This is a genomic window from Nitrococcus mobilis Nb-231, from assembly GCF_000153205.1.
Taxonomy (GTDB): Bacteria; Pseudomonadota; Gammaproteobacteria; order Nitrococcales; family Nitrococcaceae; genus Nitrococcus; species Nitrococcus mobilis.
The window spans coordinates 2,592,341-2,616,034 of record NZ_CH672427.1; the positions used below are offsets into that span (position 1 = coordinate 2,592,341).

Here is a 23,694-nt window from a genome sequence, read left to right on the forward strand (position 1 = left end):
CCACCGAACGGTGAAGCTCAGCCGCGCAGCGCTAGCTGCGTCGGATGAAGCGCATTGTTGGGCGATATCCACCAAACTCAGTGTGACACACGCAAGAGTATGACCGCGCACCAAGCGGCAAGGGCGGAGATAGCCGAGGAAACAGAGGCAATGACAGCGAACCACCAGAGTCTGGACTCTCGAATACTTCTCGCGGCCTCCTGAATTCTCCTGACCAGTTCATCCTCGAGATGTTTACTTCCGCCGCCGCCATAGGTGGATGACAGGCTACACCCCAATTCCTTCGCAAGCTCTCTTAGCGCCACTTCGCGTCGTTCTTTATCTAAGGACAACGCCTTCTTGATTCTCTTTTGAACATTCATCATTTCAGTTTAGCCCGGGCCGACCACGTGGACTTCGCGGCGCGATGGAGAATCAGTATCACGACGGACGTCAGCGCAACCCATACATAGTCACTGTAATAACCGAACAGCTCAGTCGCGTACCAAGTATAGGGAGCGTCGTAATCGCCTGGCCCTGTGAACCCCACTACGCCGCTAAGCTTGATGATCAGAGGCCACATGAGGCTGACGACGAACGGGGCAATGACACTGACTGGGATAAGCAGAAATTTCCAGGCCGCCCGAAGATGTGTGTACCTAACCCGATCGTTTCATAAACCCGGCGAGCCAGCTCATTTTTCCACCAAAGCGCGATAGATGCACGGTTAACCGGGTTAACCGGTCGCCACGCACCGCTCAAGGCGCGTCTACCCCGGAGAAATCCGCTGCTATGGCGCCTTGCTGACGCCTCGAGCGCATGAAAGTGGCGTGATTCTCCTCGCCGCGCGCAGGGGCGGTTCTCCGGCGGCGGCCGGATGAGTGTTTGGGAGCGAGGCGGCGCGGATCAGGCCGGCTGGCCGCGCGGTGGCGGGCGGCTGTGGTAGAGAATCTCGGTGACCCGATGGAGCAGTGCCTTTACCGGGCAGCTGCTTGGCAGGTGGAGCTTGACGCGGTCTTTGTAGGCGACCACACGTACGGCGATCTTGAACAGCTTCGTGATCACCGTAGCCGGCTGAGCGCGGGCGAGTTCGGTGTGGACGAGCACCTCATGGCAGAGGCTGTGGTGGAGCACATAGGCGGCAGCCGCGAAGAACAGCCGCATCTGATTGGCGAGAAAGCGTGGGCTGGAGGTGCGGTCGCAGGCGAGGTCGTTTTTCATCATCTTGATGAAGTTCTCATCCTGGCCGCGGGCGCAGTAGAGATCGCGGTAGAGCGCCTCGGGGTTGGGTAGATCCAGCGAGGTGACCACGTAGCGGGGATTCTCGCCGAGCGCCATGACCTCGGCTTTGAGGACCACGCGCGCGGGATGCACCCAGCTGCGGGCCGCGTAGTCGACCTCATGATAAGTACGGGTGCGCGGCGGCGGGGAGTCGCCTGCGCGCTTGGCGTTGGCGCAGCGGCGCGCATGCAGCGCGCCGGTGGCGGCGAGATGGGGTACAGCCAGACGCGTGAGCACGGCGTTGCCGGGGAGCCCGAAGAGGAAGTCGGTGTGTGTCTCCTCGAAGGCGAGGGCCATGAGCTCGGGGTTGGCGAAATGCCCGTCGCCGCGCAGCACGATGTGGGTGCTCGGCCACGCGGCGCGCAGACGGCGCAGGAGGCGGGCAATGATCGCGGCGTTCTCCGCGCCCGTGGGGCGCTTACCCGGGCGCAGCGCGTCAGGGTCCGGGGTCGGGCCAGCGCAACCAATTGAAAGTACGCAAATTGCATGTTCCAACGCGCCCGGAATCGGTCTTAGCGATGCAATTTTGACCCCAAAATTGAACGACTGAGCGTACCCTTCCGCCAGGGTCGGACTTGAACCGCCCATTTCGGGGTCGAAATTGGGGTTTTAAGGCTGGATTGACCTCGAAGAGGTGGATGTGTTTTCCAGGATTTCAATCAGTTGCGTTGGCCAGACCCCGAACTCAAGCGGAGATCGAGAGCCTGCGAGATCCGTGCACGCCCGGCCATAGCAAGCGGGTCTGCGCCTTACGTGCGAGCCGCCGCTATGGGCGCTACCTGCGCCTGTCGAAGGCGGGCCAGCCCGTTATCGATGCCACCCGAGTCAAAGCTGCCGAGCGGCTCGATGGCAAGTTCGTCGTCCACAGCAATGATGATACTTTGTCCGCCGAGGACATGGCCTTGGGCTACAAGCAGCTCCAACGCGTCGAGGAGGCCTGGCGGGCGCTCAAGAGCGGCCTGCGCATGCGCCCGGTCTACCACTGGGCGGTCCACCGCATCCACGCTCATGTGGCGCTGACAGTGCTGGCGTTACTGCTCGAGCGAGCCGCGGAGCTGGCCTGCGCGGACACCTGGCGCAATATCCGCGATGATCTCAAGCAGATAAAACTCGCGCAATTGTCGAGCCCCAACGGCACCGTCTGGCAGGTCACAGAGCCTGCCCAAGCCGCCGCTAAGAGACTGAAAGCACTAAAGATCAAAGCCCCGGCACCGCTGCTCGACCTCGTCTGACGACCTGCGTACATGGGTGTTTTTAGCAGCGCCCATAAGCTATTGTTGTACCTATAAAATAGGGAATCATGTGCGTAGGCACTGTCAAAGTCGGGTATAGGACCAGTCTAGACCGAGCCGATCGGGGCGAATGGCGTCTTCATGATGTCGGGTACATCCGCTTCGCTGCAGGATGGGGTGATGCTCCGACTGGAGCACCTAATGAATGGCCCGGTTGCCGATGGAGTCGAAGAAGCATTGGATCATCGAGCCCTTCATTCGGACTGAACGTTCCTCTTCTTCTCGCCTCTCGCGGATTGCCTGCCCGACTTGAATTTCGCGGGCAAGGAATTCGGTGAGCGCGCGGCCGCCAGCTGGGTCTTCCAGGTCGAATGCGTGCCTACCTGGCTCGAACACCAGACCAAAAGGCACATTGTCGCTGTCTTTTCTCCATTTCCGGAAGAGCTCGCGCATCTTTCTCAGGTCGTCAAGATCGAGAACGGCCATCCACCACACGCGGTCCTCGAAGGCGACATCCAGCAGGGTGCACTCAACGATCTGAAATGGGATCACGACCGGCGTTCCGTTCTTGAAGGCGTAGTTGATCCCGTCTTTCACCGGAAAGCCCCGTCCCGCGAGCGGATGCTGGGCCCCTGGGGTCGACAAAATTTGGTTGACCACATACTTGGTCTGTTCCTCCGATAGGCCCCAGGTGGGAAAATTGGCGTCTGCAACGACTTTCCAATCGTAGCGGATGTATCCGTGGGGTTGCTGTGGGCGCCGTTTGTATTCGGTGGGGATCTCCGCGTTGCGCTTGAAGTGACGAGCCAGTGTCAGCAGCGAATTGGGCTGTCTTTGCGGGTCGACGTGGATCAGAAAGTCATCAAGGAACCGTACCGGGGTGGTGGTCGTCACCTCATAGTTGGCAATTGGGTGATTGAGAAAATGGTCGATGACATCCTCCCACTTCGTGACCTGCGCTGTGCGTGGCGATTTGAACCGATGATCATCGGGGTCGTGCGGCGCCCGGATCATCAGGCTCACGATGTAGGCATCCACGAACATCGCCAGGTGCAAGCCCTCCTTGTATAGAAGGGCGGCGTCGTCGTCCTTCGAAAGGAGAGAGTGGCTGCCCAATCTTTCCGATCCGATGATTTGCAGGAAATGGCGCTCGACCTCGTGCACGAGGACCTTTCGGACGTAATCGGCGAGCTTTTCGATGACCTTTTCCGGCACGTCCCGAAGGACGAGTCTGGGAGCGCGCCTGAATTTTCTCCCCAGCTTGACCAGATTGATGATGTCGCGCGCGAGCTTGATGTATTGGAACAAGAGTCGTCGACCGCTGATCGCAAAGTGGATCAGTTGAATGGTATTGATCGCATGCTCGAGAACCTCTGGATCTGCGTCTCTGAAGAGATGGCTGTCACGCAGCAGGTCTTTTACCAGTTGCTTGTCAACATCGGCGGGTGGCTTTGGCTGCTTAGTAATTCCATAGCTATCCAATAGATCCTTATGCTTCTGGGCCGTTTCGTTGGTGATGTCTTCGACGGCCTTCTTCGGATCCTCAATAATCTCGACCACTTCGCCCAGCTTTCGCTTCACTTCAGCCCAGGGATCGGAAATGAACTTGTCGGCCGTTTCCAGGGTGTCGGAAAGCGCTTTGTCGAAGTTCTCCGTCTCAAACGCGTCTTCGATCTGAGCCAAGAAATCGAACAGGACGTGAAAGAACACAACGGCCGTATCCATACAGTCGAAGTATCCGCTGACCAGGTTTGTTTCTTCTGGGAAATCTTTCCAAGACTTGCGGCGGCCGCGTTGCGGCTGATGTTCCCAGCGGTGAAGCCGCTTGAAGATCAGGGACTTTTGGCGGTTGGTGAGAAATTTGGTCCGGCGTTTCCAATCGCTGCGGATCGCATGTTCGACGAAGTTTGTGTGGGCAAAGAAATCTTGCACGGCGTGTAGTGTGGCTCCCAACTTGGCAAGTCCCATGTGCCAAAAGTAATTGGGATCCGAGACCGGTGGGGCTTGCTTCGAAAGCTCGCCGATCCTGTGCTCGCCCAGCTCAAAGAAAGGGATCGCCCAGTCTCGCTCGACCTCATAGAGGCGCGAGATGATGATTTTCAGGTCTTCCCGCAAATAATCGTAGATGCCGTAAGCTGTTTCAGCGGCTTGAGTGTTCTCGGCGCGATAGGGAGACGGGCCTTTCGCATCCAGCGCCCGGTCCAGATGCATGTAGGTCCAGCCAGCGACGTAGTGTTCATCGACGATTGCCTTATAGACATAATAGGGCAAGCGTGGTGCTTTGCCGCGTTCCTCGGGATGCACGAACTTGAAATAGCCGATCAAAGCGACCATCGATTTGAAGAGTTCGTTGATTTCTCCCGCACGACGGTGATTGTCCGGAAAGATCGCATCCACGCTTGCGTGAACCTGAAGGCGGAAGGCCTCGAGCCGTGATTGGATGTCGTCCAGATTGATCAGCTCAAGTTGATTGGCCAGATCAGTGAGGCGTGAAAACAGCGGCTGCAGCTGCTCTTCTATTCGCTGCAGTTGCTGCCGCAAATCGTCAGGCAGCTCTTCCAGGTCCCGCGTCCTTCCCAAGAGTTGACGGCAGGCCTGCTCGCGGATCGTCTCAATCAGTTCAAGCGCGGTGTCAGTCTTGTCCACCTTGGCGTCGGGCAGGAATTCGCTATCGCAACCAAGATCTTCGATTTCTTGGCGAAGGCGATCCAGTGTTTGTTGGGTCGCGTCATTTAGATGGCTGGTCCAATCGTCAAATATCTCCTTGAGCGTGTCAGTGTCTCCGATTCGGTGCAGTTGCTTGGCTATGCTGTCCAGCACGAATTGGCCGCGCCCGTCATCAAGAAAGATGGCGAATACAAGATTGAAGAACGAATCGACCGCGCCGCGAATCCAGCCGGCGACGGCTTGATTCGCGCCAAAGACCGGAATGACGATCTGCGCCATGTCGGTGAGCCAGTTGGCGATCAGCATGGCTTGGGTGTTGGGCTGGGCGGCGATCTGCAGCTGCTTGGCCGTATCCTTGATCACCTCGACGGAAAAGAACGAGGCGATATCCTTGTGGCCCTTGGTCTTCAAGAGAGAATCCCCTGTTCGTTAGGGAGGATTGCCCTCCGGTGGCTGGAAAACGATGTTGGATTCCCCATTCTGACCACCGAACAGAGGATCGCGAAAGCCTACCAGGTTTCCGGCATCTTCCAGCAAGACCAGGGAGGTCGGCACCCTGTACTCCCACGGATCGTCCACCGGGACACCTTCGTCGGGCGCTTCTAGCTCGCGCTTGATTTCATCGATGATTGGAACGTGCAGGTCTTCCCCGATAAGCGGCGCGTCGTCGCCGGCCCACAGCTCACCGTCCTGACAATAGCGAGCCACCACCGCTTCGAATCCAGGCCGCACGGGAACTTGGACCCGCGCCATGCCCGCCTTCACGAATGTGGCCAAGTTTGGATCGGGATCGCCGAATTGATGAAGTACGTTGATCCAGCGATCGCCCGAGCGGCCCCAGAAGTAGGGATAGAAGACATAGGTCATGTTTTCCCATTCGAAGGCGTGTTGAAAAAAGCGGGCCTCAGATCCTTCGTGCAGGGCTCGCGCCTTGTCTAGGCGCCATTCGCCGGCTTCCCCGGTTGGCTGAAATCCGTCGTAATCTTCCAGATCCGTTCCGGTCAGCAAAGAAAGGCAAGAGCGTTGCAGCTCATCGCGGATGATGCGCCCGTTCTCTGCAGGGTTGCGGCCTAGGACCTGAATTCCTTCGCCGATTTCCGCCTGCGCCAGACGCGCCTGGTAGTCCGCCTGGTAATCGCGATAGGCATCTTGAATTGCGGAAAAGGTATCGTAGCGCCATTTACTCATATGGGCATCGGTTCTGATGCACATCAAGTTTACGGCGATGACATAGCTGAAATTGTTCCAGTCGCGGAAGCCGACCGGTACTTGACCGCTGACATAGTCGCCGCCAAAGAAGATCGCCTCGACCTTGTCTTCTTTTCCGCCGGCCAAGATCGCATTGTGGACCATGAGCCGCCAGCCGGCTCGATGTTTGCCGGATCTCCGTTCCTCCTTTGACAGTCCGGCTGAAGCGCGGGCGACGTTGCATACGGCTCCGAAAGCCTCATAGCCGTCGGGCACCTTGAATTCGTGCGTAGCTGTGTGGTAGGCGCGCTCCTGCGCTGCGAGGCTTGTTGCATGGCTGACGAAGGTCAGTTGTGGCGGCGGTGGCTGCACCCCTTGGGCGCCATACTCGGCTGCTTTGCGGAACCAGTTTCTTTCGGTGATCCCTTCTGGACCGAAATCCGGCGGATCGAGCTCTGGAAGCGGTGTCGACGCGGTCTGAGCCTTGACCAGCGACCACAGGTAAAACGCCGCCGGTTCGGGTACTATGAATTCGAACATGTTCCGCATGCCATAGGTATAGACCTGGGCCCGATAGATCTTGTTCAGCCACCTGTAGACTCCGCGAATGTGCCGCGCGCCCGCAGACGCGTTTCGCAGGCCGTGCAGATTGGTTTCCTCTACTTCTCGTATCCGAATGACCTGTCGCTCTCTGAGAATTCGTTCCTTGATGCGCTCGACCGTTCGATCCACGACTTCGCGGGCGAACCGGGAGGCGCGCCGGCTTGAAGTTTCGCTTTGGTACGAGAAGCCGGCACTTGCGTTGGCGGTGAAACTGACGGATGGGCCATAGCTGCCGGTCACCGTGAGACCGCCTTCCACGTTCACGGCCAATTGCGCGGTCCGTTGCGATTCGGCTTCCAGTTCGTGACGCTCAGTGCTCTGCAAATCACGTTCGGATTGGGTGATCTCTTCAACGAGCTCTCTCTCCACTTCCTCCCGCCGGTCCAGCCGGCGATGAGTACGCTCCTTCTCCTCGCCGGCAAGGACGTTCTCGATGTGAGCAATGTCGGCCAACTCATAGGCAATGAGCTCCTGCCGCACGATGCGCAGTTCACCTTGACCCGCGTAGTGGATACAGGAGAGCGGGAGCAGCGCCGCAGGGGTGATCACAGGCGTGAATCCGCCGGTCGACCGAGGTTGAAATCCGGACATCGAGATCAGCATGTTTCCGAACAACAAGGAGTAGCGCGCAGCAGGTGCGGCCTGCGCCTCGGCCCGTGCCAATTCTTCCCCGACGATCTGAGAAGCCGCGGCCAGATTTGTGTTCTCTCGCCCGAAACCGAGAGTCGTCAGGGTTTCGCGCGTCTCTTTACTGAGGCCGTCATAGGCGCTGCCCGACAGCCTTACGCCCGGAGCGGTGACCACGCGGTCAGGCGGCACGTCGATCGAGTCCTCCTCACCGCCTCCGAAGTCGAACAGCGAGAAAAATCCCGTGCGGGGTGGAGTGTAGTTGGCGCCGGTGAACGACAAGGGGTCGCCAGGCTCGAGTTGCATAAGGAGGTGAGGCTGGGTGAGCTCGGCCAGCGATGCATTCAGGCTGGAAATCCTGCGATCGAGATCGTCGCCCGCATCGCCGTTCCCCGGTGCCCCGCCTCCCTTTGGCTGAGGACGACCGGCCTTGATGCTGAAAACGTCGGTTGGCACGACCGGAACCAATCGGTCGATGAGCAGATCGATGGAATGCGGGACGTCAAAGGGCCAGCGGCCTGCAGCCGCCAGCGAGAGCAGATGCACGAGCTTGATTGACCGCACCAGCTCGTCGGGGACATGAACAGGAGGCGGAGGAACAAAGGTGATGCTCAAGATCGCGTCGACCAGACGCCGGCGCGTCTCCAATCCATCCTGGCTTTGCAGCAGTGCACGCAGTTCGGCGGCAGCATTGCCTGGGTCCAAACCAAACACGTCGGTCGCTGTCGCCAGCAACTCACCCGCGCTTAGGGGGCTGCCGCCCAGGGCGATTTCAAGCTCGTAGAGGTTGCGAAACGGCCCGGCTAGAGGCTCGACAAATTGAACAGTCTGTTGGTGGGCGACCGCGGCCTGGGCAAAGTCTGTGCGGTCGGCATTCGCGTTCTTCAGTTGGGCGAGCTGTTGACGGAAATCCGAGCGGTTCTGCGGCGGCACATCGATTGGCACCAGGGTGTTGGCGGAGCGCAGCCGTTGCGGTCCTCGGACGGCCATGTAACGGAAGACATTCTCCATGGCGTGTCTCCTCTCTTTCCGGCTCCATGGAAGGCATGAAGTTCAGCTAAAGCGGAGCGTTCGCATCTGGTGTTCGTGCTTGGCGAAATCGAAGGGACACATGCTGATAGTATAGTGAGGCCGGGTGCTGTGGGCCGAGCTATAGTTGCAAGTCGGCGATTTTCGGATTTGTTTCGCACGATGCCGGTGAGGACCAGATCGCACTTTTACGCAGGAAAAGTCCTAGTACTTCGTTTCGTTAAAACGTTTACTCTCATGTCATTTGGAAGTCGAAGTGCCAGTCCAGGGGCAGGTCTATCATTAGTACGTTAGACTTGGCCCTCGATTCTCTTCCCGGTCCCGATCTCGGTGATGATCAAAAATGCGCTGATTACGTCGGTTAGTTCGCGGGCGAACGGAGCAATTAATTGTCGGCGAGTGTCTTGAGCTCGTAGAGTAACTCCAGGGCCTGTCGCGGTGTGAGCGTGTCGGGTTCGAGCTCGCGTAGGCACTCGAGCGCCGGCTGGCCGGGCGAGGGGTCAAACAGAGGCAGTTGTGCCGCGCGGGTGGGGGGGCGTGCCCGGGCCGTCTCCTCGAGTTGCCGGAGCTTGTGCCGCGCTGCGGTGATGACCGCCGGCGGGATTCCGGCCAGCGTGGCTACCTGCAGGCCGTAGCTCTGGTTGGCCGGCCCCTCCTTCAAGGCATGTAGGAAAACGATGCCCGTACCGTGCTCCGCGGCGTCGAGATGGACGTTGCGCGCGCTCGTATAGTGCTCCGGCAGTGCGGTCAGCTCGAAGTAATGGGTGGCGAACAAAGTGAAAGCGCCGAGCCGGCCGGCCAGGTCTGCCGCGGTTGCCCAGGCCAGCGCCAGACCGTCGAAAGTACCGGTGCCACGGCCGATCTCGTCCAGCAGCACCAGGCTCTCGGGCGTGGCGTTATGGAGGATGGCGGCCGTCTCGGTCATCTCGACCATAAACGTGGAGCGCCCGCCGGTTAGGTCATCGGAGGCGCCGATGCGAGTGAAAATGCGGTCGATGGGACCGATCACCGCCTGGTTTGCCGGTACGAAACTGCCGATGTGCGCAAGCAGCACGATCAAGGCGGTTTGCCGCATAAAGGTGGATTTGCCGCCCATATTGGGGCCGGTGACGATCAGCATCCGGTTGCTGTCATCCAAGCTGAGGTCGTTGGCAACGAAGGGTTCTTCCAGCACTTGCTCGACCACGGGGTGACGTCCCCCTTCGATCCACACCCTCGGTTGCGCCGTGAGCTCCGGTCGAGTGTAGCTCAGCGCTTCGGCACGCTCCGCTAGGCAGGCCAGGGTGTCCACCTCGGCCAATGCCTCAGCGCAACGCAGCAACGCATCGAGCCCGGCGGCGAGGCGCTCGAGCAGTTCCTCGTAGAGCATTTTTTCGCGCAGCAAGGCGCGCTCGCGAGCGGAGAGGATCTTGTCTTCGAACGACTTGAGTTCCGGGGTGATGTAGCGTTCCGCGCCTTTGAGCGTTTGGCGTCGGAGGTAGTGATCCGGCGCCAGATCACTTTGTCCGCGGCTGATCTCGATGTAGTAGCCGTGGACGCGGTTGTAGCTCACTTTGAGGTTGGCAATCCCGGTCGCCTCGCGCTCGCGTTGTTCCAGCTCAAGCAGATATTGATCGGCGTTGCGCCGGAGTCCGCGCAGTTCATCGAGCGGCGGATCGTAACCCTCGGCGATGACGCCACCGTCGCGGAGCAGGACCGGTGGGGTATCCACCAAGGCTCGGCCAAGCAGGTCCGAGGTTTTGGAATGATCCCCAAGGGCTTCGGCCAGCGCGGCCAGTCGCGGGGCGTCACAGTGTTCCAAAGTGGCCCGAATTTCCGGCACCCGCCGCAACGCCGCGCGCAATCCCGTCAAATCCCGCGGCCGCGCGGATTTCATCGCGATGCGCGCCGTGATCCGCTCCACATCGGCTAGGCCGTGCAGCTGTTCGCGTAGTTGAGTAAGGTGTCCATTGCCCATGAACGCCGCCAGCGCCTGCTGACGATGGCGCAGTCGCTCGTGATCGCGTAAGGGCCGATTGATCCAGCGCCGCAGCAGGCGGCTGCCCATGCCGGTGACGGCGCTATCGAGCACCCAAGCCAACGTGTGCTCGGTGGCCCCGGAGAGATTGTATTCCAGTTCCAGATTGCGCCGACTCGTGGCATCGAGGAGTAGGCTGTCCTCGCGCGCCTCGACCCGCAAACTGCGGATATGGGGGAGTGCGGCACGCTGGGTATCGCTCACGTACTGGAGCAAGCAGCCCGCCGCGCCGATCGCGAGCGGCAGGTCCACCACGCCGAAGCCGTGCAGATCCTGAGTGCCGAACTGTCGACTCAGCAGGCGCTGTGCGGTCTGTATATCGAAGTGCCAGGAGGGACGGTGCGTTAGCCCCGGACGCTGCGCGATCGACGCCGGGGCGGCAACGTCCTCGGCGAGCAGCAACTCGGCCGGTCGCAGGCGTTCCAACTCGGCCTGCAGCTCATCGGCGCCGTTTATTTCGCTGACGGTGAAGCGGCCGCTGGCCAGCTCCAAAGCGGCGATACCGAAGCGCTCGGCGTTGCATTTTACAGCCGCCAGCAGTGCGCTGCGACGCTCGTCGAGCAACGCCTCATCGGTGAGCGTGCCGGGGGTAACGATTCGGACGACCCGTCGTTCCACCGGTCCTTTGGTCGTTGCCGGATCGCCGAATTGCTCGCAGATTGCCACCGACTCGCCGCGGCGCACCAGCTTGCTCAAATAGCTCTCATAGGCATGCACTGGAACCCCAGCCATTGGGATGGGTTCACCGGCCGATTCGCCGCGGCTGGTCAGAGTGATGTCCAGTAGTCTGGCCGCCCGCCGCGCATCGTCATAGAACAATTCGTAGAAATCACCCATCCGGTAGAACATTAGGATATCCGGATGCTCGGCTTTGATGCGCAAGTACTGCTGCATCATGGGAGTGTGGGGCTTTGCTTGGGCGTTCGCCTCGTTCATGGTTCCCTTGGCTGGTCGTTTTGTGTCCGTGGATCGCAACGGAGGCAAGGCAGGGCAGTATAACGAGCACTTCGCCGTTTGTGCATGGCCGCTTGAGTGGCACTTTGGATAGATGGGAGAAGCGGAGAATTTAGAGTTGGTCAGAGGAGGCGAGCGGTGATCACGGGAGAACGGGATCTGAGCGAGCTGGCTCAGCGGGTCGGGCGCTTACTCGAGGCTCGGAGACTGCGCCTGACAACCGCCGAGTCTTGTACCGGCGGCTGGATCGCTAAAGTGCTTACCGATGTGCCGGGTTGCTCGCGGTGGTTCGATCGGGGCCTCGTTACCTACTCCAATGCCGCGAAAGTGGAACTGCTGGATGTCCCCTCGCGCACCCTGACGGCCTATGGGGCGGTCAGCCAGGAGGTGGCTGTGGCGATGGCGCGCGGTGCCCTCACCCGCGGGGCGGCCGAGGTGAGCGTTGCCGTCACAGGGATTGCCGGCCCGGAGGGTGGCACACCCGCGAAACCGGTGGGTTTAGTTTGGCTCGCGTGGTACCGCGCAGGCACAGTGCCGGTTACCGAGGGGACGCATTTCCAGGGTGAACGCGAGGGCATCCGCCGGCAGGCGGTGGCGGCGGCGCTGCAGGGGTTGATCGAATTGCTGCGCTAGGCTCTGATCGGTACGCTGCGTCTGGCACTGTCTCGGTTCCGTGCTAGGCTCGCTGCATTAATTGTATGACGGGCAAGGTGGGTCACTGATTTTATGCCCGACAATTGCTCAGATGGTGACACTCAGCGCCTGTTCCTGGCGCTATGGCCCGACGAGGGGGTGCGCTGCGCCGTGGCGAGGCTGGCACGGCGGCTGGTTCCCGACGGGCGTTTGGTACCACCGGAGAACCTGCACGTTACCCTCGCGTTCTTGGGTGATGTGCCGGGCGAGGCCATGCCGCGTGTGCGGGCCATCGGCGCGAACCTGGTCGGAGCGACGTTTGCACTCGAGTTGGATCGCATCGGTTGCTGGCCGCGACCGCGCATCTCCTGGATCGCACCCAGTCATACGCCGGCAGTGCTGGGGCGATTGAACCGGGAGCTGAGACAAGTTTTGCGCAAGGCCGGCTTTCCGGTTCCAAGCCGACGTTTTGCTCCGCACATGACCCTCGCGCGACGCTCGGCGCCGCATGCTTTTCACGACGTCACACCGGTGGTTTGGCCAATCGAGCGGATCACCCTGATCCGCTCGCACCTAGAACGCGCCGGTGCCCGCTACGAGATTTTGTGTGAATGGCCGTTGCAGCCTAGAAACACAAAGGGTTGGGAGTCAGACAAGGGTGGGACGTCTCCTGGGAATATGAAATAATCGAAAATCGGCTGTTGTCTCAGGACGACGACAACATATAGCGACAGCAGGGGATGGGCATGGACGAAAACCGCAAGAAAGCATTGAATCTCGCGCTCGGGCAGATCGAGAAACAATTCGGCAAGGGCACAGTGATGCGCATGGGCGATATGCAAGCGGTACGGGATGTTCCCGTTATTTCCACCGGTTCCCTCAGTTTGGACATTGCTCTGGGCATCGGTGGGTTGCCGCGCGGCCGGGTGGTGGAAATCTATGGTCCCGAATCGTCAGGCAAGACGACGTTGACGCTGCAGACGATCGCCGAGGCGCAGAAAGCCGGCGGGATAGCGGCTTTTGTCGATGCCGAGCATGCGTTGGATCCGGACTACGCGCAGAAGCTCGGGGTCGATATCAACGAGTTGCTGCTCTCTCAGCCCGATACCGGTGAGCAGGCATTAGAGATCACCGATATGCTGGTGCGCTCCGGCGCCGTGGACATCATCGTGGTCGATTCGGTTGCCGCGCTTACGCCGAAGGCCGAGATCGAAGGCGAGATGGGTGATTCCCACGTCGGTTTGCAGGCGCGGCTGATGTCGCAGGCCCTGCGCAAGCTCACGGCCAACATCAAGCGTTCGCACAGCCTGGTTATATTCATCAATCAGATTCGGATGAAGATTGGCGTGATGTTCGGCAACCCGGAGACTACGACGGGTGGCAACGCGCTCAAGTTTTACTCTTCGGTACGGCTCGATATTCGCCGGATTGGCGCCATCAAAAAGGGTGACGAGATCATCGGCAACCAAACTCGGGTGAAGGTGGTGAAGAACAAAATGGCTCCGCCCTTCAAGCAGGCGGAGTTCGAAATTCTCTACGGCGAGGGGATTTCGCGTCAAGGCGAGCTCATCGAGCTCGGCGTCAGAGAGGGCATTGTGGAGAAGGCCGGTGCCTGGTATAGCTACGCTGGGGAGCGTATCGGGCAGGGTAAAGACAACGTCCGCAGCTTTCTCAAGGCACAGCCGGAGGTTGCCGTTCAGATCGAGAGCAGGCTGCGCGAACAGCTGTTCAGCAAGCCGGCTAGCTCTGCTGGAGAGGTCGCGGACAGCGCCCGAACACCGCCGGCCGAGGCCTGAACATGCCCGATGAGCAGATGCGGCAGGCGGCGCGCGCGTCTGCACGGCGCTTGTTGAGTCGGCGCGAGCATTCAGCATACGAGCTCACGCATAAGCTGCGTCAACGCGGCTATGCACTCCCTCTGGTGGAGGCAGTGGTTGCCGAACTCGCACGCGGAGGCTGGGTGAGCGACGCACGTTACGCCGCAGCGCTTGTTCACGAACGGCGCAGCCGTGGTTATGGGCCCTTGCGGATCCGCGCTGAGTTATCTCAGCACGGTGTCGATGCGGCACTCGTGGAATCCCATCTGCAATGCAATGATGCTGAGTGGATACGCTTGGCGCAGCGCCATTGCGTTAGGCGCTTCGGTGATCCTTCGAGCGCATCCCTAAAAGAGCAGCAACGCCGGTTTCGGTTTCTCTTGAATCGCGGGTTCACGCGTGATCAGATTCGCATGGCATTACAGGATATAGGTGCGCGAGCGAATGATCGTTCATGCACCATAGGGTAACGGCACGAACACGACATGGACAGAGCCAAGACAAGCGCGGAGATTCGCCAGGCGTTTCTCGATTATTTTCGTGCCAACGATCACGAGATCGTTCCCAGTAGCTCCTTAGTGCCGACGAATGACCCGACACTGCTGTTCACCAATGCCGGAATGGTGCAGTTCAAGGAGACATTCCTCGGCCACGAGCGGCGCCCCTATAGCCGCGCGGCCAGTGCCCAGCGCTGCGTGCGCGCCGGCGGCAAGCACAACGACCTCGAGAATGTGGGCTACACGGCTCGGCATCACACTTTCTTCGAGATGTTGGGCAACTTCAGTTTCGGCGATTACTTCAAGCGCGAAGCGATCCAGTATGCCTGGGAGTTCCTCACCGAAGTCTTGCAGCTGCCACCGCAACGGCTGTGGGTAACGGTTTTCGAGGAAGACGATGAGGCGGCCAATATTTGGCTCGAGGAGATCGGTGTGGCACCCGAGCGGTTTGCTCGCATCGGCGCGCACGATAACTTCTGGGCGATGGGAGATACGGGGCCCTGCGGGCCTTGCTCGGAGATCTTCTATGATCACGGTCCGGAGGTTGCTGGCGGTCCGCCCGGCTCGGCGCAGGCCGACGGTGATCGTTTCGTCGAGATCTGGAATCTCGTATTCATGCAGTATGACCGGGACGAGCACGGGCGGCTGTCGGCGCTACCCAGGCCTTGCGTGGATACCGGCATGGGGCTCGAGCGCATCGCCGCCGTCGTCCAGGGTATGCACAATAATTTCGAGATCGATCTGTTTCACCACCTAGTCCACTCGGCGGCACGGGTCGCCGGTAGTGCCGATCTGAGCAATAACTCGCTGCGCGTGATCGCCGATCATATCCGCGCCTGTGCTTTTCTGATCGTCGATGGGGTTTTCCCCGGCAACGAGGGGCGAGGTTACGTATTGCGGCGGATTATCCGCCGCGCCATTCGCCACGGTTATAAGCTCGGGATCGAGGAGGCGTTTTTCTACCGCTTGGTTTCGCCTTTGGTAGAGAAAATGGGAGCGGCCTATCCGGCGCTCGAACAGGGTCGAGCTCAAGCCGAGCGCATCCTCAAGCAAGAAGAGGAGCGATTCCGCGAGACTTTGGAGCAGGGCTTGAAGCTGCTCGAAGGGGATCTGCGGCGCCTTGAGAGCCAGACCATCCCCGGTGCGACCATCTTCAAGCTCTACGATACATACGGCTTCCCAGTGGATTTAACGGGCGATATCGCGCGTGAGCGCGGCCTGGGGCTCGATATGCCGGGCTTTGAGCAGGCCATGGCGGCGCAACGCGAGCGGGCCCGGGCGGCGAGCGCGTTCAAAGTGGATTATAAGGAGACCGGTGATTTCGAAGGGCATACCGAGTTCACCGGCTATGATCACCTGCAGGATCAGGGCTTGGTGACCGCGCTTTATGCGGAAGGCCGGCGGCGCAATCACTTGGAGGCGGGCGAGCAAGGTATGGTTCTGCTGGACCGGACCCCGTTCTACGCGGAGTCCGGTGGCCAAGTGGGTGACCGAGGCTGGTTGCTGGCATCCGAGCTGGAGTTCGAGGTCTGGGATACGGTCAAGTACCGCGGCGCCTTCGGGCATGTCGGCGTGGTGCGTCAAGGCCGGCTCGCTGCGGGTGAGCGGGTGAGCACGCGGGTCGACGCCGAGCGGCGCCAAGCCACGGTGCTGAACCATTCCGCCACCCATCTACTGCACGCGGCGTTGCGCCGAGTACTCGGCGAGCATGCCCAGCAGAAGGGTTCGTTGGTCGCCCCGGATCGCCTGCGCTTCGACTTCACCCACTTCGAACCTGTGAGTCGAGAGCAGCTCGAGCGCGTCGAGCGGCTGGTCAACGACCGGATCCGAGCGAACGATGTCGCGGACGTGCGCTACATGAGTTATGACGAGGCCATGGATTTCGGTGCCGTTGCGCTGTTCGGCGAGAAATATGCCGATACCGTTCGTGTGATGCGCTTCGGCGAGTTCTCGACCGAGCTCTGCGGTGGTACTCATGTGCGCCGAACGGGCGATATCGGCTTTTTCAAGCTGGTCTCCGAAACCGGTATCTCGGCCGGTATACGCCGCATCGAGGCAATAACCGGTCAGTGTGCGGTGGCTTGGGCGGAGACGGTATCCCGGCAGCTCGCTCACGTGGGCGAGCTGCTGCGTTGCAGCAGCGACAACATTGAACTGCGCCTCGAGCAGTTGATCGACCGGAGCCGTCAACTGGAAAAGGAGTTGGCGCGCCAGCAACAAAAGCTTGCCAGTCAGGCGGGCACGAATCTCGCCGATCGGGCCGTGCTGATCGATGGAGTCAAAGTGCTGGCGACGACGGTGGAGGGAGGTGACAACCGAGCGCTGCGCGACACCTTGGATCAGCTCAAGCACAAGCTCGGCAGCGCCGTGGTCGTCCTGGCAAGTGTGGACGGCGAGAAGGTGCGCCTGGTCGGTGGCGTGACGAAGGATTTCACCGACCGTCTCAAAGCCGGCGAGCTTATCAATGCGGTGGCCTCGCAAATCGGTGGGCGCGGCGGTGGTCGAGCGGATTTCGCGCAAGCGGGGGGGAGTGATCCTACCCAGCTTGATCAGGCACTCGAATCGGTGGCGGCGTGGGTGCGTGAGCGGCTGAGCTAAACTGAGTTTCGGCCTTCGAAGGCCTGGTGCGTCAATATGAGACAATAGGCAGGAACATGGCGCTTATCGTTCAGAAATATGGCGGTAGCTCGGTAGCGACCGTTCCACGCATCGAGCATGTCGCCCGCAAGGCGGCCGCTACTCGTAGCGCGGGAAACGACATCGTCGTCGTGCTCTCCGCGATGAAAGGGGAGACGGACCGTCTGCTTGCGCTTGCCTACGAGGTTTCGCATTCCCAATGTCCGGCACCGCGCGAGCTCGATATGCTGTTGTCGACGGGTGAGCAGGTGACCATCGCGCTGCTGACGATGGCGCTCGAGCGCCTGGGGGTGGCCGCTCGCTGCTATACGGGCGCCCAGGTGCGTATCCTAACCGATAGCTCCCACAGCAAAGCGCGCATTCTCGATATCGACGAGGAGCATCTTGTCGAGGATTTAAAGCTGGGGCGCATCGTTGTCGTAGCCGGTTTCCAGGGTGTCGATGAGACCGGAGCCATTACCACGCTCGGACGCGGCGGTTCCGATACCACCGCCGTTGCGCTTGCCGCTGCACTCGGTGCGGGCGAGTGCCAGATTTTTACCGATGTTGACGGCGTCTATACGACCGACCCCAGGGTGGTGCCTACGGCTCGACGCTTGGATCGGATCACTTTCGAGGAGATGCTGGAGATGGCCAGCCTCGGTTCCAAAGTGCTGCAGATCCGCGCTGTCGAGTTCGCCGGTAAATATCAGGTACCGCTGCGCGTGCTGTCCTCGTTCGAAGAAGGTCCCGGCACGCTTATCACTTATGAGGTGGAAGGCATGGAAGAACCGTTGATATCGAGTATCGCATTCAACCGTGACGAGGCAAAGCTCACCATTCTGGGCGTGCCGGATCGCCCGGGAATTGCGGCCCAAATCCTCGGTCCGGTCTCCGCCGCTAATATCAACGTGGATATGATTGTTCAAAATATCAGCAAAGAAGGTCTGACGGACTTCACGTTCACGGTCCACCGCAGCGAGTACGAGCGGGCGCTTGAGCTTACCCAAAAGCACGCTCAGGAACTGGGGGCGCGTGAAGTGTTTGGCGATACGGATATCGTCAAGCTCTCGCTGGTCGGGGTAGGAATGCGCTCGCATGCCGCCGTCGCCAGCCGGATGTTTACTGCGCTGGCGGATGAAGGGATCAACATCCAGATGATTTCCACCTCCGAGATAAAGATTTCCGTTGTGGTTGATGAGAAGTATTTGGAGCTCGGTACCCGCGCCTTACATAGAGCTTTCGACCTCGATGACAAGGATGGACGCAGGGTGAAAGTGGAGGGCGCGGAGGTGGGCTGAGATCCTTTGCCGATTGTGCAGTAGTTAGTTAGTCAGTCCCGACTAATATAAAGAAGATGGTTGGTATTTCACTTGGCTTGATTAGGTTCAGAGGTTGGATGTGGTTGACGTCCGATTGACCCGCACAAGCTTGGTCTCACGTCGATCTCCGAGCCGGTAGCGTCGATGATCCGCCCTCCGGGATTATGGCCGGGACCGGCCTATATCGCCGACAGAGAGCATGGCGAAGGGAACGCTGTCGGTGATGTGAGGACGCAGGAAGCATTATAGTGTTGCGGGGCAGGAGCCGGGCGGATCGAAAGCAAGGAGAGGAATTGGAAAATGCTTATTCTCACTCGGCGAGTTGGTGAGACTTTGATGATTGGCGACGATGTGACCGTGACCGTATTGGGAGTGAAAGGCAATCAGGTCCGAATCGGTGTTAATGCGCCCAAGCATGTCTCGGTCCATCGTGAAGAAATCTATGATCGAATCCAGCGCGAACAGCAGGAGAAATCCGCATCCGGCGGCGAGAGCGATCGTTCGGAATGATTCGGTTCCAAGGCGTGCGGGTTTACGTGTGTGCCGTTTTTCTCGTATCCTGCAGCCTTGTGCCGGGCTGGGTAATTCCCAGACTCGCAAGGAGGATGAATTTGGGATGGTGATCGGCTCGGTGCTCGGTGAAAATGGCCAACGATGCAAAGCGCGGCGTGGGTGTCTTGCACGCGAGCCGAGCCAAGTCGATTGGTGGTTGGTCTGAGCATTGCCGGGAGATGGCCGAGCGGCTCGCAAAATTCGTTGGGAGTGATTTTTATGCTGCAAATCGGTGTCCCGCGAGGACGGAGCCCAGTAGGCTTGGAGTAACGCGCTCCCTTTACGGGCCGCAGGCCCGTTCGGTTGCAGAGCGTTGCCAGAATCGAACATTGGAGAGATGGCCGAGCGGCTGAAGGCGCTCCCCTGCTAAGGGAGTATGGGCTAACCCCCATCGAGGGTTCGAATCCCTCTCTCTCCGCCATTTATCGCGCATTTGCTCTGATTGTGGCATCCATGGGTGCATAGGAGCGGAGGGGCGTTGATGTCGATGCCTGTGGTCACGCCAGAGTTGCGGGGTTGACGCGCGATAGTAATCTCGCCATACTTCGCGCCGATCATTAAGCGCCCGTAGCTCAACTGGATAGAGCACCTGACTACGGATCAGGAGGTTGGGGGTTCGAATCCTCCCGGGCGCGCCACAAACAAGGGCTGCAGTGATCAGGGAGGCTGGGGCTGCGCTCCAACCCCGCCGAGTTTGTGGTTAGCGCGCCGCGGCTGCGTCGAGGATCCATTTGAGCTCGCCCGCGCGGGGCCGGATCAATTGCGCTGGCAGCCGCTCCGGATCGTAGCGGCCCTCGAGCACGGCTTTGCGCGCGCGCGCCTTGTCACTTCCGCTCACTAGAAAAATCACGCAAACGGCGTTGTTGAATACCGGCGCAGTCAGCGTGATGCGCCCGGTTCCGAGCTTGTCGACCCAGTTTGCCACCGCCATGCGCTTTTGTTCGTGCAGCGCGCGGGTGCCGGGGAAAAGCGATGCGGTGTGCCCATCCGCGCCAAGCCCCAATAGAACCAGGTCAAAACGCGGTAGCGCATCCGGTTGCAAGTGGAAAAATTCGGCCAGGTTTTGCTCATAGGCGGTCGCCGCCTGTTGCGGCGCAAGCTCGCCTTTTATGCGATGGAGATTGGCAGCCGGTACCGGTACCCGGGAGAGCAAAGCGGTCTGTGCCATACAGAAGTTGCTGTCCGGATGATCCGGCGGCACCGAGCGTTCATCACCCCAGAAAAAGTGGCTGTCTCGCCAGGGAATTTTCTGCTGCAACTCGGCATCGTCGGCAAGCAGCGAATACAGTGCCTTCGGTGTGTGGCCGCCGGCGAGGGCGACGCTGAATACACCTTTTTGCTGCACTGCGGTTGCCGCGCGGTTGGCAAATTCGTGGGCGGCGGCGCGGGCCAGAGCCTGGGGGCTTTCAACGATGCAGATCTCGGGTTTCATTAAAACGCTTCACCCAAAAGACGTCGCGGAAAAACAGCGCCAATCTGGCTCGTCAGCGGTGAGGCTGTGTCTTGAAAAGCCGCGCCTAGGCGATTTGATCGATGCTCCCGTGATTCCGACATTTTCATAGCAAACCCGCCTTCAGCGCCGCGCAGCGTGCTGCACCCAACAGCGCGGTCTGATCGTTCATAATCACCCGCACGGGTATTTCCTGTAACAAATCTTTCATGCGGCCCTTGCCGGTGAATGCGGCCATGAACTCCGGACCCTTTAGCTTTTCGATGATGCGGGGTGCGATTCCGCCGCCTAAGTAAACCCCCGCACTTGCCATGAGCTTGAGCGCGAGATTGCCCGCCGCTGCGCCGTAGATCGCGACAAAGAGATCGAGCGCCTGCACACAGAGTGCGTCTTCGCCCTTTAGTGCTGCCTGAGAAATTACGGCTGCCGGGTCTTTGGCGCGCATCGCCTCGGCAAGTTGTTGCGATTCATCGCCGCGCCCGGTATTGCGAAGAAATCGGTAGATGGTGTGCAGGCCCGGTCCCGAGAGCACGCGCTCGTAGCTCACGCGGCGATACCGTTGCAGTAGGTAGTGCAGCAAATCGATTTCCAGTTCGTCGCGCGGGGCGAAGTCCACATGCCCCCCTTCACTGGCAAATGCACGATGACGTTGGCCGTCCCAGTAAAGCCCGGCCTCACCGAGCCCGGTGCCGACGGCGATGACCGCCGCGTTGCCGGTAATATTCGGATTGCCTTGGTTGAGCACGGTCAAGTCGGCGGGGGCTAAGGCCATTGCGCCCCAGGCATTGGCCTCGAGGTCGTTGATCAGATCGACGTTTTTTGATTGCAGGTCGAGTTCCCGTGCCAGTTTCGCGCTGTCGATGAGCCAGGGAAGGTTGGTCGTTTTTGCCTGCCTGTCACGCACCGGGCCGGCTACGCCAAAAGCGGCATGCCGGATGCCCGTGCACCCGTAATCCTTCTCGAACTGCCGCACCACCTGCGCCAAGCTGTCATAATTGCGGCTGCGATAGGTTTTCCCCGCCACGATTGCGAGCCGTTCGCCCTGCAGTTCGAAAAAGGCCAACCGTGTCGAGGTTCCGCCGATATCGCCTGCCAGTATCATGAGTTGCTGCTTCTCCAGCTATTGTCCGTTGCGGTGGCGCCGCTTCGTGATGCGCGTGGCCTCGTCTCCTATTCGCCATGTTCCACGTGCCCGCCGAATTGGTGGCGCATTGCGGAGAGCACCTTGGCTGCGAACTCGTCATTGCCGCGCGAGGCAAAGCGCTGATGGAGCGCGGCACAGAGCACCGGCGCCGGCACGCCCTCTTCGATGGCCGCCAACGCCGTCCAGCGTCCTTCGCCGGAATCCGCCACATGGCCGGTGTATCCGGACAGATCGGGCTGATCGAGTAGCGCGCTCGCGGTGAGATCGAGCAGCCATGAGCCGATCACGCTGCCGCGGCGCCAGACTTCCGTCACGTCGGCGAGCGCGAAATCGTAGCGGTAGCGCTCTGGGTGCGCGAGCGGCGTGGTCTCCGCATTCACCGCCGCCTCTTTTTTCCCCACGTTGGCTCGGTGCAGGATGTTCAATCCTTCGGCGTAAGCGGCCATAACGCCATACTCGATGCCGTTGTGCACCATTTTGACGAAATGTCCTGCGCCCGAGGGGCCGCAGTAGAGGTAGCCTTCCTCGGCGGTACCGCCGGCTTGTTTGCGGCCCGGCGTGCGCGGTGCTGCGGCGCGGCCCGGGGCTAGCGTTTTGAAGATCGGGTCGAGCGACCGGGCCGTCTGTTCGGGGCCGCCGATCATCAGACAATAGCCCCGCTCAAGACCCCAGACACCGCCGCTGGTGCCGACGTCGAGATAGTGGATTCCTTTCAACCCGAGCTCCTCGGCGCGGCGCAGGGCATCCACGTAATACGAATTGCCGCCGTCTATGACGATATCATCGGCGCTTAGGTGGGGGGTAAGTTCATGCAGCACACCATCGACCGCTCCGGCCGGCACCATTAACCACACGGCCCGCGGGGGGGCGAGGCGCTCGACGAGCTCGTCGAGCGATTCGGCCGCCCGCGCGCCTTCCTGCTCCAGCGCGCGCCTCGCCGCGGCGTTGAAATCGAATACGACACACTGATGCTGGCCGCTGCGCATGAGCCGGCGCACCATATTGGATCCCATCCGGCCGAGGCCGATCATTCCCAACTGCATGTCCATTCTCCCATTTGCTTCAATCCGATCGAAGTCTCGTTTCGAATCCACGCCATCCCATATGAGACATGGAAAGAACAGCTATAAAGCGGTGCGCTATCGCTCTAGTGAACACCTTCGGTATTGGCTGGCGGTAGGTGCGGAGGTCCATGTGACGAGGTGGACGCTTATGAATTCGAGGCGTGGTGACCGAGGGTGCCGGCTACCCATGCTCCCTGAAGGTGCGTGGCCGATGCCGTGGTTGTTCCCTTGTTCGATGGGTCCGTGGTCCATATCGCTACCGCTGGGGCTTCGGTCGCGTTCGCACCCTCAGTGTAGCGTTGGCCGGTCCTCTTGTGCCGGCGATACTGCAGCGATGCCCAGGTCGGCACGGGCCATTTTGCTGATCACGGTCCAGATCGCATCATAGATCGCATATGGGCTTGTGAGTAGCGTTTGAGCGTCGATGATATCCGCGGCGCTCCATTCTTGAAGGCGCCTGGCGTAAGCGCAGGCGATCGCAAGCCGTGCCCGCTCGTAGGCGGCGCCCCAGCGTTGTTCCTCCGCCGCGATGATGGCGCGTTCGAGCTTTGCGGTGATTTGGGGTAAATGCGATCCTGCCAGCTGTAAATGTCTTGCCAGAATCTCTTGAGCCCAGCGGACCTGTCTTTCGGTGCCTTGCATCGGTGCTCTCCTTGGATACACCCCTATCTGCCCTCACCTATACGCTAGGAATGGCCGTTGCGAAAGGCGTAATTCGTCTTTACGGCACGATCACAGGCGCAGGCTGTACAGTCCCCCCGCCGATAGTCGGCCCAGTGCAACGGCAGCGAGTGCGCCGCAGGCGCTTCCAGGCGCATTGTTGTGGCAAGAGGGGGTACTCGCTGCCGCTTGCCGTAATGCTCCTCCGGGCTGCGGATTTTGCAGTAAGGGGCGGCTGCTTGCCTTCAGTAGGGCTTGCTTGGCTTCGGAGAGCATGCTATCTGACAGTTGGGGGTGTTTGTTGTCTTAATAATAAATGAGGGGTATGCCACTGGTAGTGCACCAACGGCGGCTTGGCAAGG

15 protein-coding genes, 2 tRNA genes and 1 pseudogene are annotated in these 23,694 nt (G+C 60.2%); 10 read left to right on the forward strand and 8 right to left on the reverse strand.

Annotated features, from left to right (window positions below):
• Positions 1–885 precede the first annotated feature (885 nt).
• Positions 886–1,692, reverse strand: a pseudogene (locus NB231_RS11725) (IS1380 family transposase); the annotation flags it as partial.
• Positions 1,693–1,928: 236 nt separating this feature from the next.
• Here NB231_RS11725 and NB231_RS19720 point away from each other — a divergent pair.
• Positions 1,929–2,492, forward strand: coding sequence for an IS1634 family transposase (locus tag NB231_RS19720; protein ID WP_005003073.1), 564 nt, complete (start codon positions 1,929–1,931; stop codon positions 2,490–2,492).
• Positions 2,493–2,690: 198 nt separating this feature from the next.
• Here NB231_RS19720 and NB231_RS11735 read toward each other — a convergent pair whose 3' ends face one another.
• From NB231_RS11735 to mutS, 3 genes are all read right to left on the reverse strand, one after another.
• Entirely contained in the window at positions 2,691–5,570 is a 2,880-nt protein-coding gene (locus NB231_RS11735) for a hypothetical protein (protein WP_005003077.1), read from the reverse strand.
• Positions 5,571–5,588: 18 nt separating this feature from the next.
• The gene (locus NB231_RS16990) at positions 5,589–8,588 is read right to left on the reverse strand and encodes a hypothetical protein (protein ID WP_005003080.1); all 3,000 of its coding nucleotides are present in this window, start codon (positions 8,586–8,588) and stop codon (positions 5,589–5,591) included.
• A gap of 403 nt (positions 8,589–8,991) precedes the next feature.
• The gene (mutS, locus tag NB231_RS11745) at positions 8,992–11,559 is read right to left on the reverse strand and encodes a DNA mismatch repair protein MutS (protein WP_005003084.1); all 2,568 of its coding nucleotides are present in this window, start codon (positions 11,557–11,559) and stop codon (positions 8,992–8,994) included.
• Positions 11,560–11,715: 156 nt separating this feature from the next.
• On the opposite strand from mutS, the gene NB231_RS11750 reads away from it, so the two are divergent.
• From NB231_RS11750 to NB231_RS11790, 9 genes are all read left to right on the forward strand, one after another.
• On the forward strand, positions 11,716–12,210 hold the full coding sequence (locus NB231_RS11750; protein WP_005003089.1) for a CinA family protein: 495 nt from the start codon (positions 11,716–11,718) through the stop codon (positions 12,208–12,210).
• 93 nt (positions 12,211–12,303) lie between these two features.
• Positions 12,304–12,897 carry an RNA 2',3'-cyclic phosphodiesterase gene (thpR, locus tag NB231_RS11755; protein ID WP_005003091.1) on the forward strand — a complete coding sequence of 198 codons (594 nt, stop codon included), beginning with the start codon at positions 12,304–12,306 and terminating at the stop codon, positions 12,895–12,897.
• 59 nt (positions 12,898–12,956) lie between these two features.
• Complete coding sequence (gene recA, locus NB231_RS11760) at positions 12,957–14,006, forward strand: recombinase RecA (protein WP_040663931.1); 1,050 nt, start codon at positions 12,957–12,959, stop codon at positions 14,004–14,006.
• 2 nt (positions 14,007–14,008) lie between these two features.
• Positions 14,009–14,497, forward strand: coding sequence for a regulatory protein RecX (locus NB231_RS11765; RefSeq protein ID WP_005003094.1), 489 nt, complete (start codon positions 14,009–14,011; stop codon positions 14,495–14,497).
• A gap of 15 nt (positions 14,498–14,512) precedes the next feature.
• Positions 14,513–17,122: an alanine--tRNA ligase gene (gene alaS / locus NB231_RS11770; protein WP_005003096.1), complete on the forward strand. Its 2,610-nt coding sequence runs from the start codon at positions 14,513–14,515 to the stop codon at positions 17,120–17,122.
• A gap of 56 nt (positions 17,123–17,178) precedes the next feature.
• On the forward strand, positions 17,179–18,441 hold the full coding sequence (locus NB231_RS11775; RefSeq protein ID WP_005003099.1) for an aspartate kinase: 1,263 nt from the start codon (positions 17,179–17,181) through the stop codon (positions 18,439–18,441).
• Positions 18,442–18,762: 321 nt separating this feature from the next.
• The gene (csrA, locus tag NB231_RS11780; RefSeq protein ID WP_005003101.1) at positions 18,763–18,972 is read left to right on the forward strand and encodes a carbon storage regulator CsrA; all 210 of its coding nucleotides are present in this window, start codon (positions 18,763–18,765) and stop codon (positions 18,970–18,972) included.
• Between the two features lie 373 nt (positions 18,973–19,345).
• Positions 19,346–19,435 (forward strand) — tRNA-Ser (locus NB231_RS11785).
• A 140-nt stretch (positions 19,436–19,575) separates the two neighbouring features.
• Positions 19,576–19,652, forward strand: a tRNA-Arg gene (locus tag NB231_RS11790).
• 62 nt (positions 19,653–19,714) lie between these two features.
• On the opposite strand, the gene pgl is transcribed toward NB231_RS11790, so the two are convergent.
• From pgl to NB231_RS11810, 4 genes are all read right to left on the reverse strand, one after another.
• Complete coding sequence (gene pgl / locus NB231_RS11795) at positions 19,715–20,446, reverse strand: 6-phosphogluconolactonase (protein WP_005003103.1); 732 nt, start codon at positions 20,444–20,446, stop codon at positions 19,715–19,717.
• Between the two features lie 124 nt (positions 20,447–20,570).
• Positions 20,571–21,566, reverse strand: a complete 996-nt coding sequence (gene glk / locus NB231_RS11800) for a glucokinase (RefSeq protein WP_005003111.1) — start codon at positions 21,564–21,566, stop codon at positions 20,571–20,573.
• 68 nt (positions 21,567–21,634) lie between these two features.
• The gene (gnd, locus tag NB231_RS11805; RefSeq protein WP_040663933.1) at positions 21,635–22,651 is read right to left on the reverse strand and encodes a phosphogluconate dehydrogenase (NAD(+)-dependent, decarboxylating); all 1,017 of its coding nucleotides are present in this window, start codon (positions 22,649–22,651) and stop codon (positions 21,635–21,637) included.
• Between the two features lie 309 nt (positions 22,652–22,960).
• Entirely contained in the window at positions 22,961–23,314 is a 354-nt protein-coding gene (locus tag NB231_RS11810; protein ID WP_005003114.1) for a hypothetical protein, read from the reverse strand.
• Between the last annotated feature and the right edge of the window lie 380 nt (positions 23,315–23,694).

Coding starts and splice junctions, on each gene's coding strand:
- NB231_RS16990 (WP_005003080.1), bottom strand. CDS start 8,588: ATGGAGAATGTCTTCCGTTACATGGCCGTCCGAGGACCGCAACGGCTG.
- thpR (WP_005003091.1), top strand. CDS start 12,304: ATGCCCGACAATTGCTCAGATGGTGACACTCAGCGCCTGTTCCTGGCG.
- NB231_RS11775 (WP_005003099.1), top strand. CDS start 17,179: ATGGCGCTTATCGTTCAGAAATATGGCGGTAGCTCGGTAGCGACCGTT.
- NB231_RS11810 (WP_005003114.1), bottom strand. CDS start 23,314: ATGCAAGGCACCGAAAGACAGGTCCGCTGGGCTCAAGAGATTCTGGCA.
- glk (WP_005003111.1), bottom strand. CDS start 21,566: ATGATACTGGCAGGCGATATCGGCGGAACCTCGACACGGTTGGCCTTT.
- recA (WP_040663931.1), top strand. CDS start 12,957: ATGGACGAAAACCGCAAGAAAGCATTGAATCTCGCGCTCGGGCAGATC.
- pgl (WP_005003103.1), bottom strand. CDS start 20,446: ATGAAACCCGAGATCTGCATCGTTGAAAGCCCCCAGGCTCTGGCCCGC.
- csrA (WP_005003101.1), top strand. CDS start 18,763: ATGCTTATTCTCACTCGGCGAGTTGGTGAGACTTTGATGATTGGCGAC.
- mutS (WP_005003084.1), bottom strand. CDS start 11,559: ATGAACGAGGCGAACGCCCAAGCAAAGCCCCACACTCCCATGATGCAG.
- alaS (WP_005003096.1), top strand. CDS start 14,513: ATGGACAGAGCCAAGACAAGCGCGGAGATTCGCCAGGCGTTTCTCGAT.
- NB231_RS11765 (WP_005003094.1), top strand. CDS start 14,009: ATGCCCGATGAGCAGATGCGGCAGGCGGCGCGCGCGTCTGCACGGCGC.
- gnd (WP_040663933.1), bottom strand. CDS start 22,651: ATGCAGTTGGGAATGATCGGCCTCGGCCGGATGGGATCCAATATGGTG.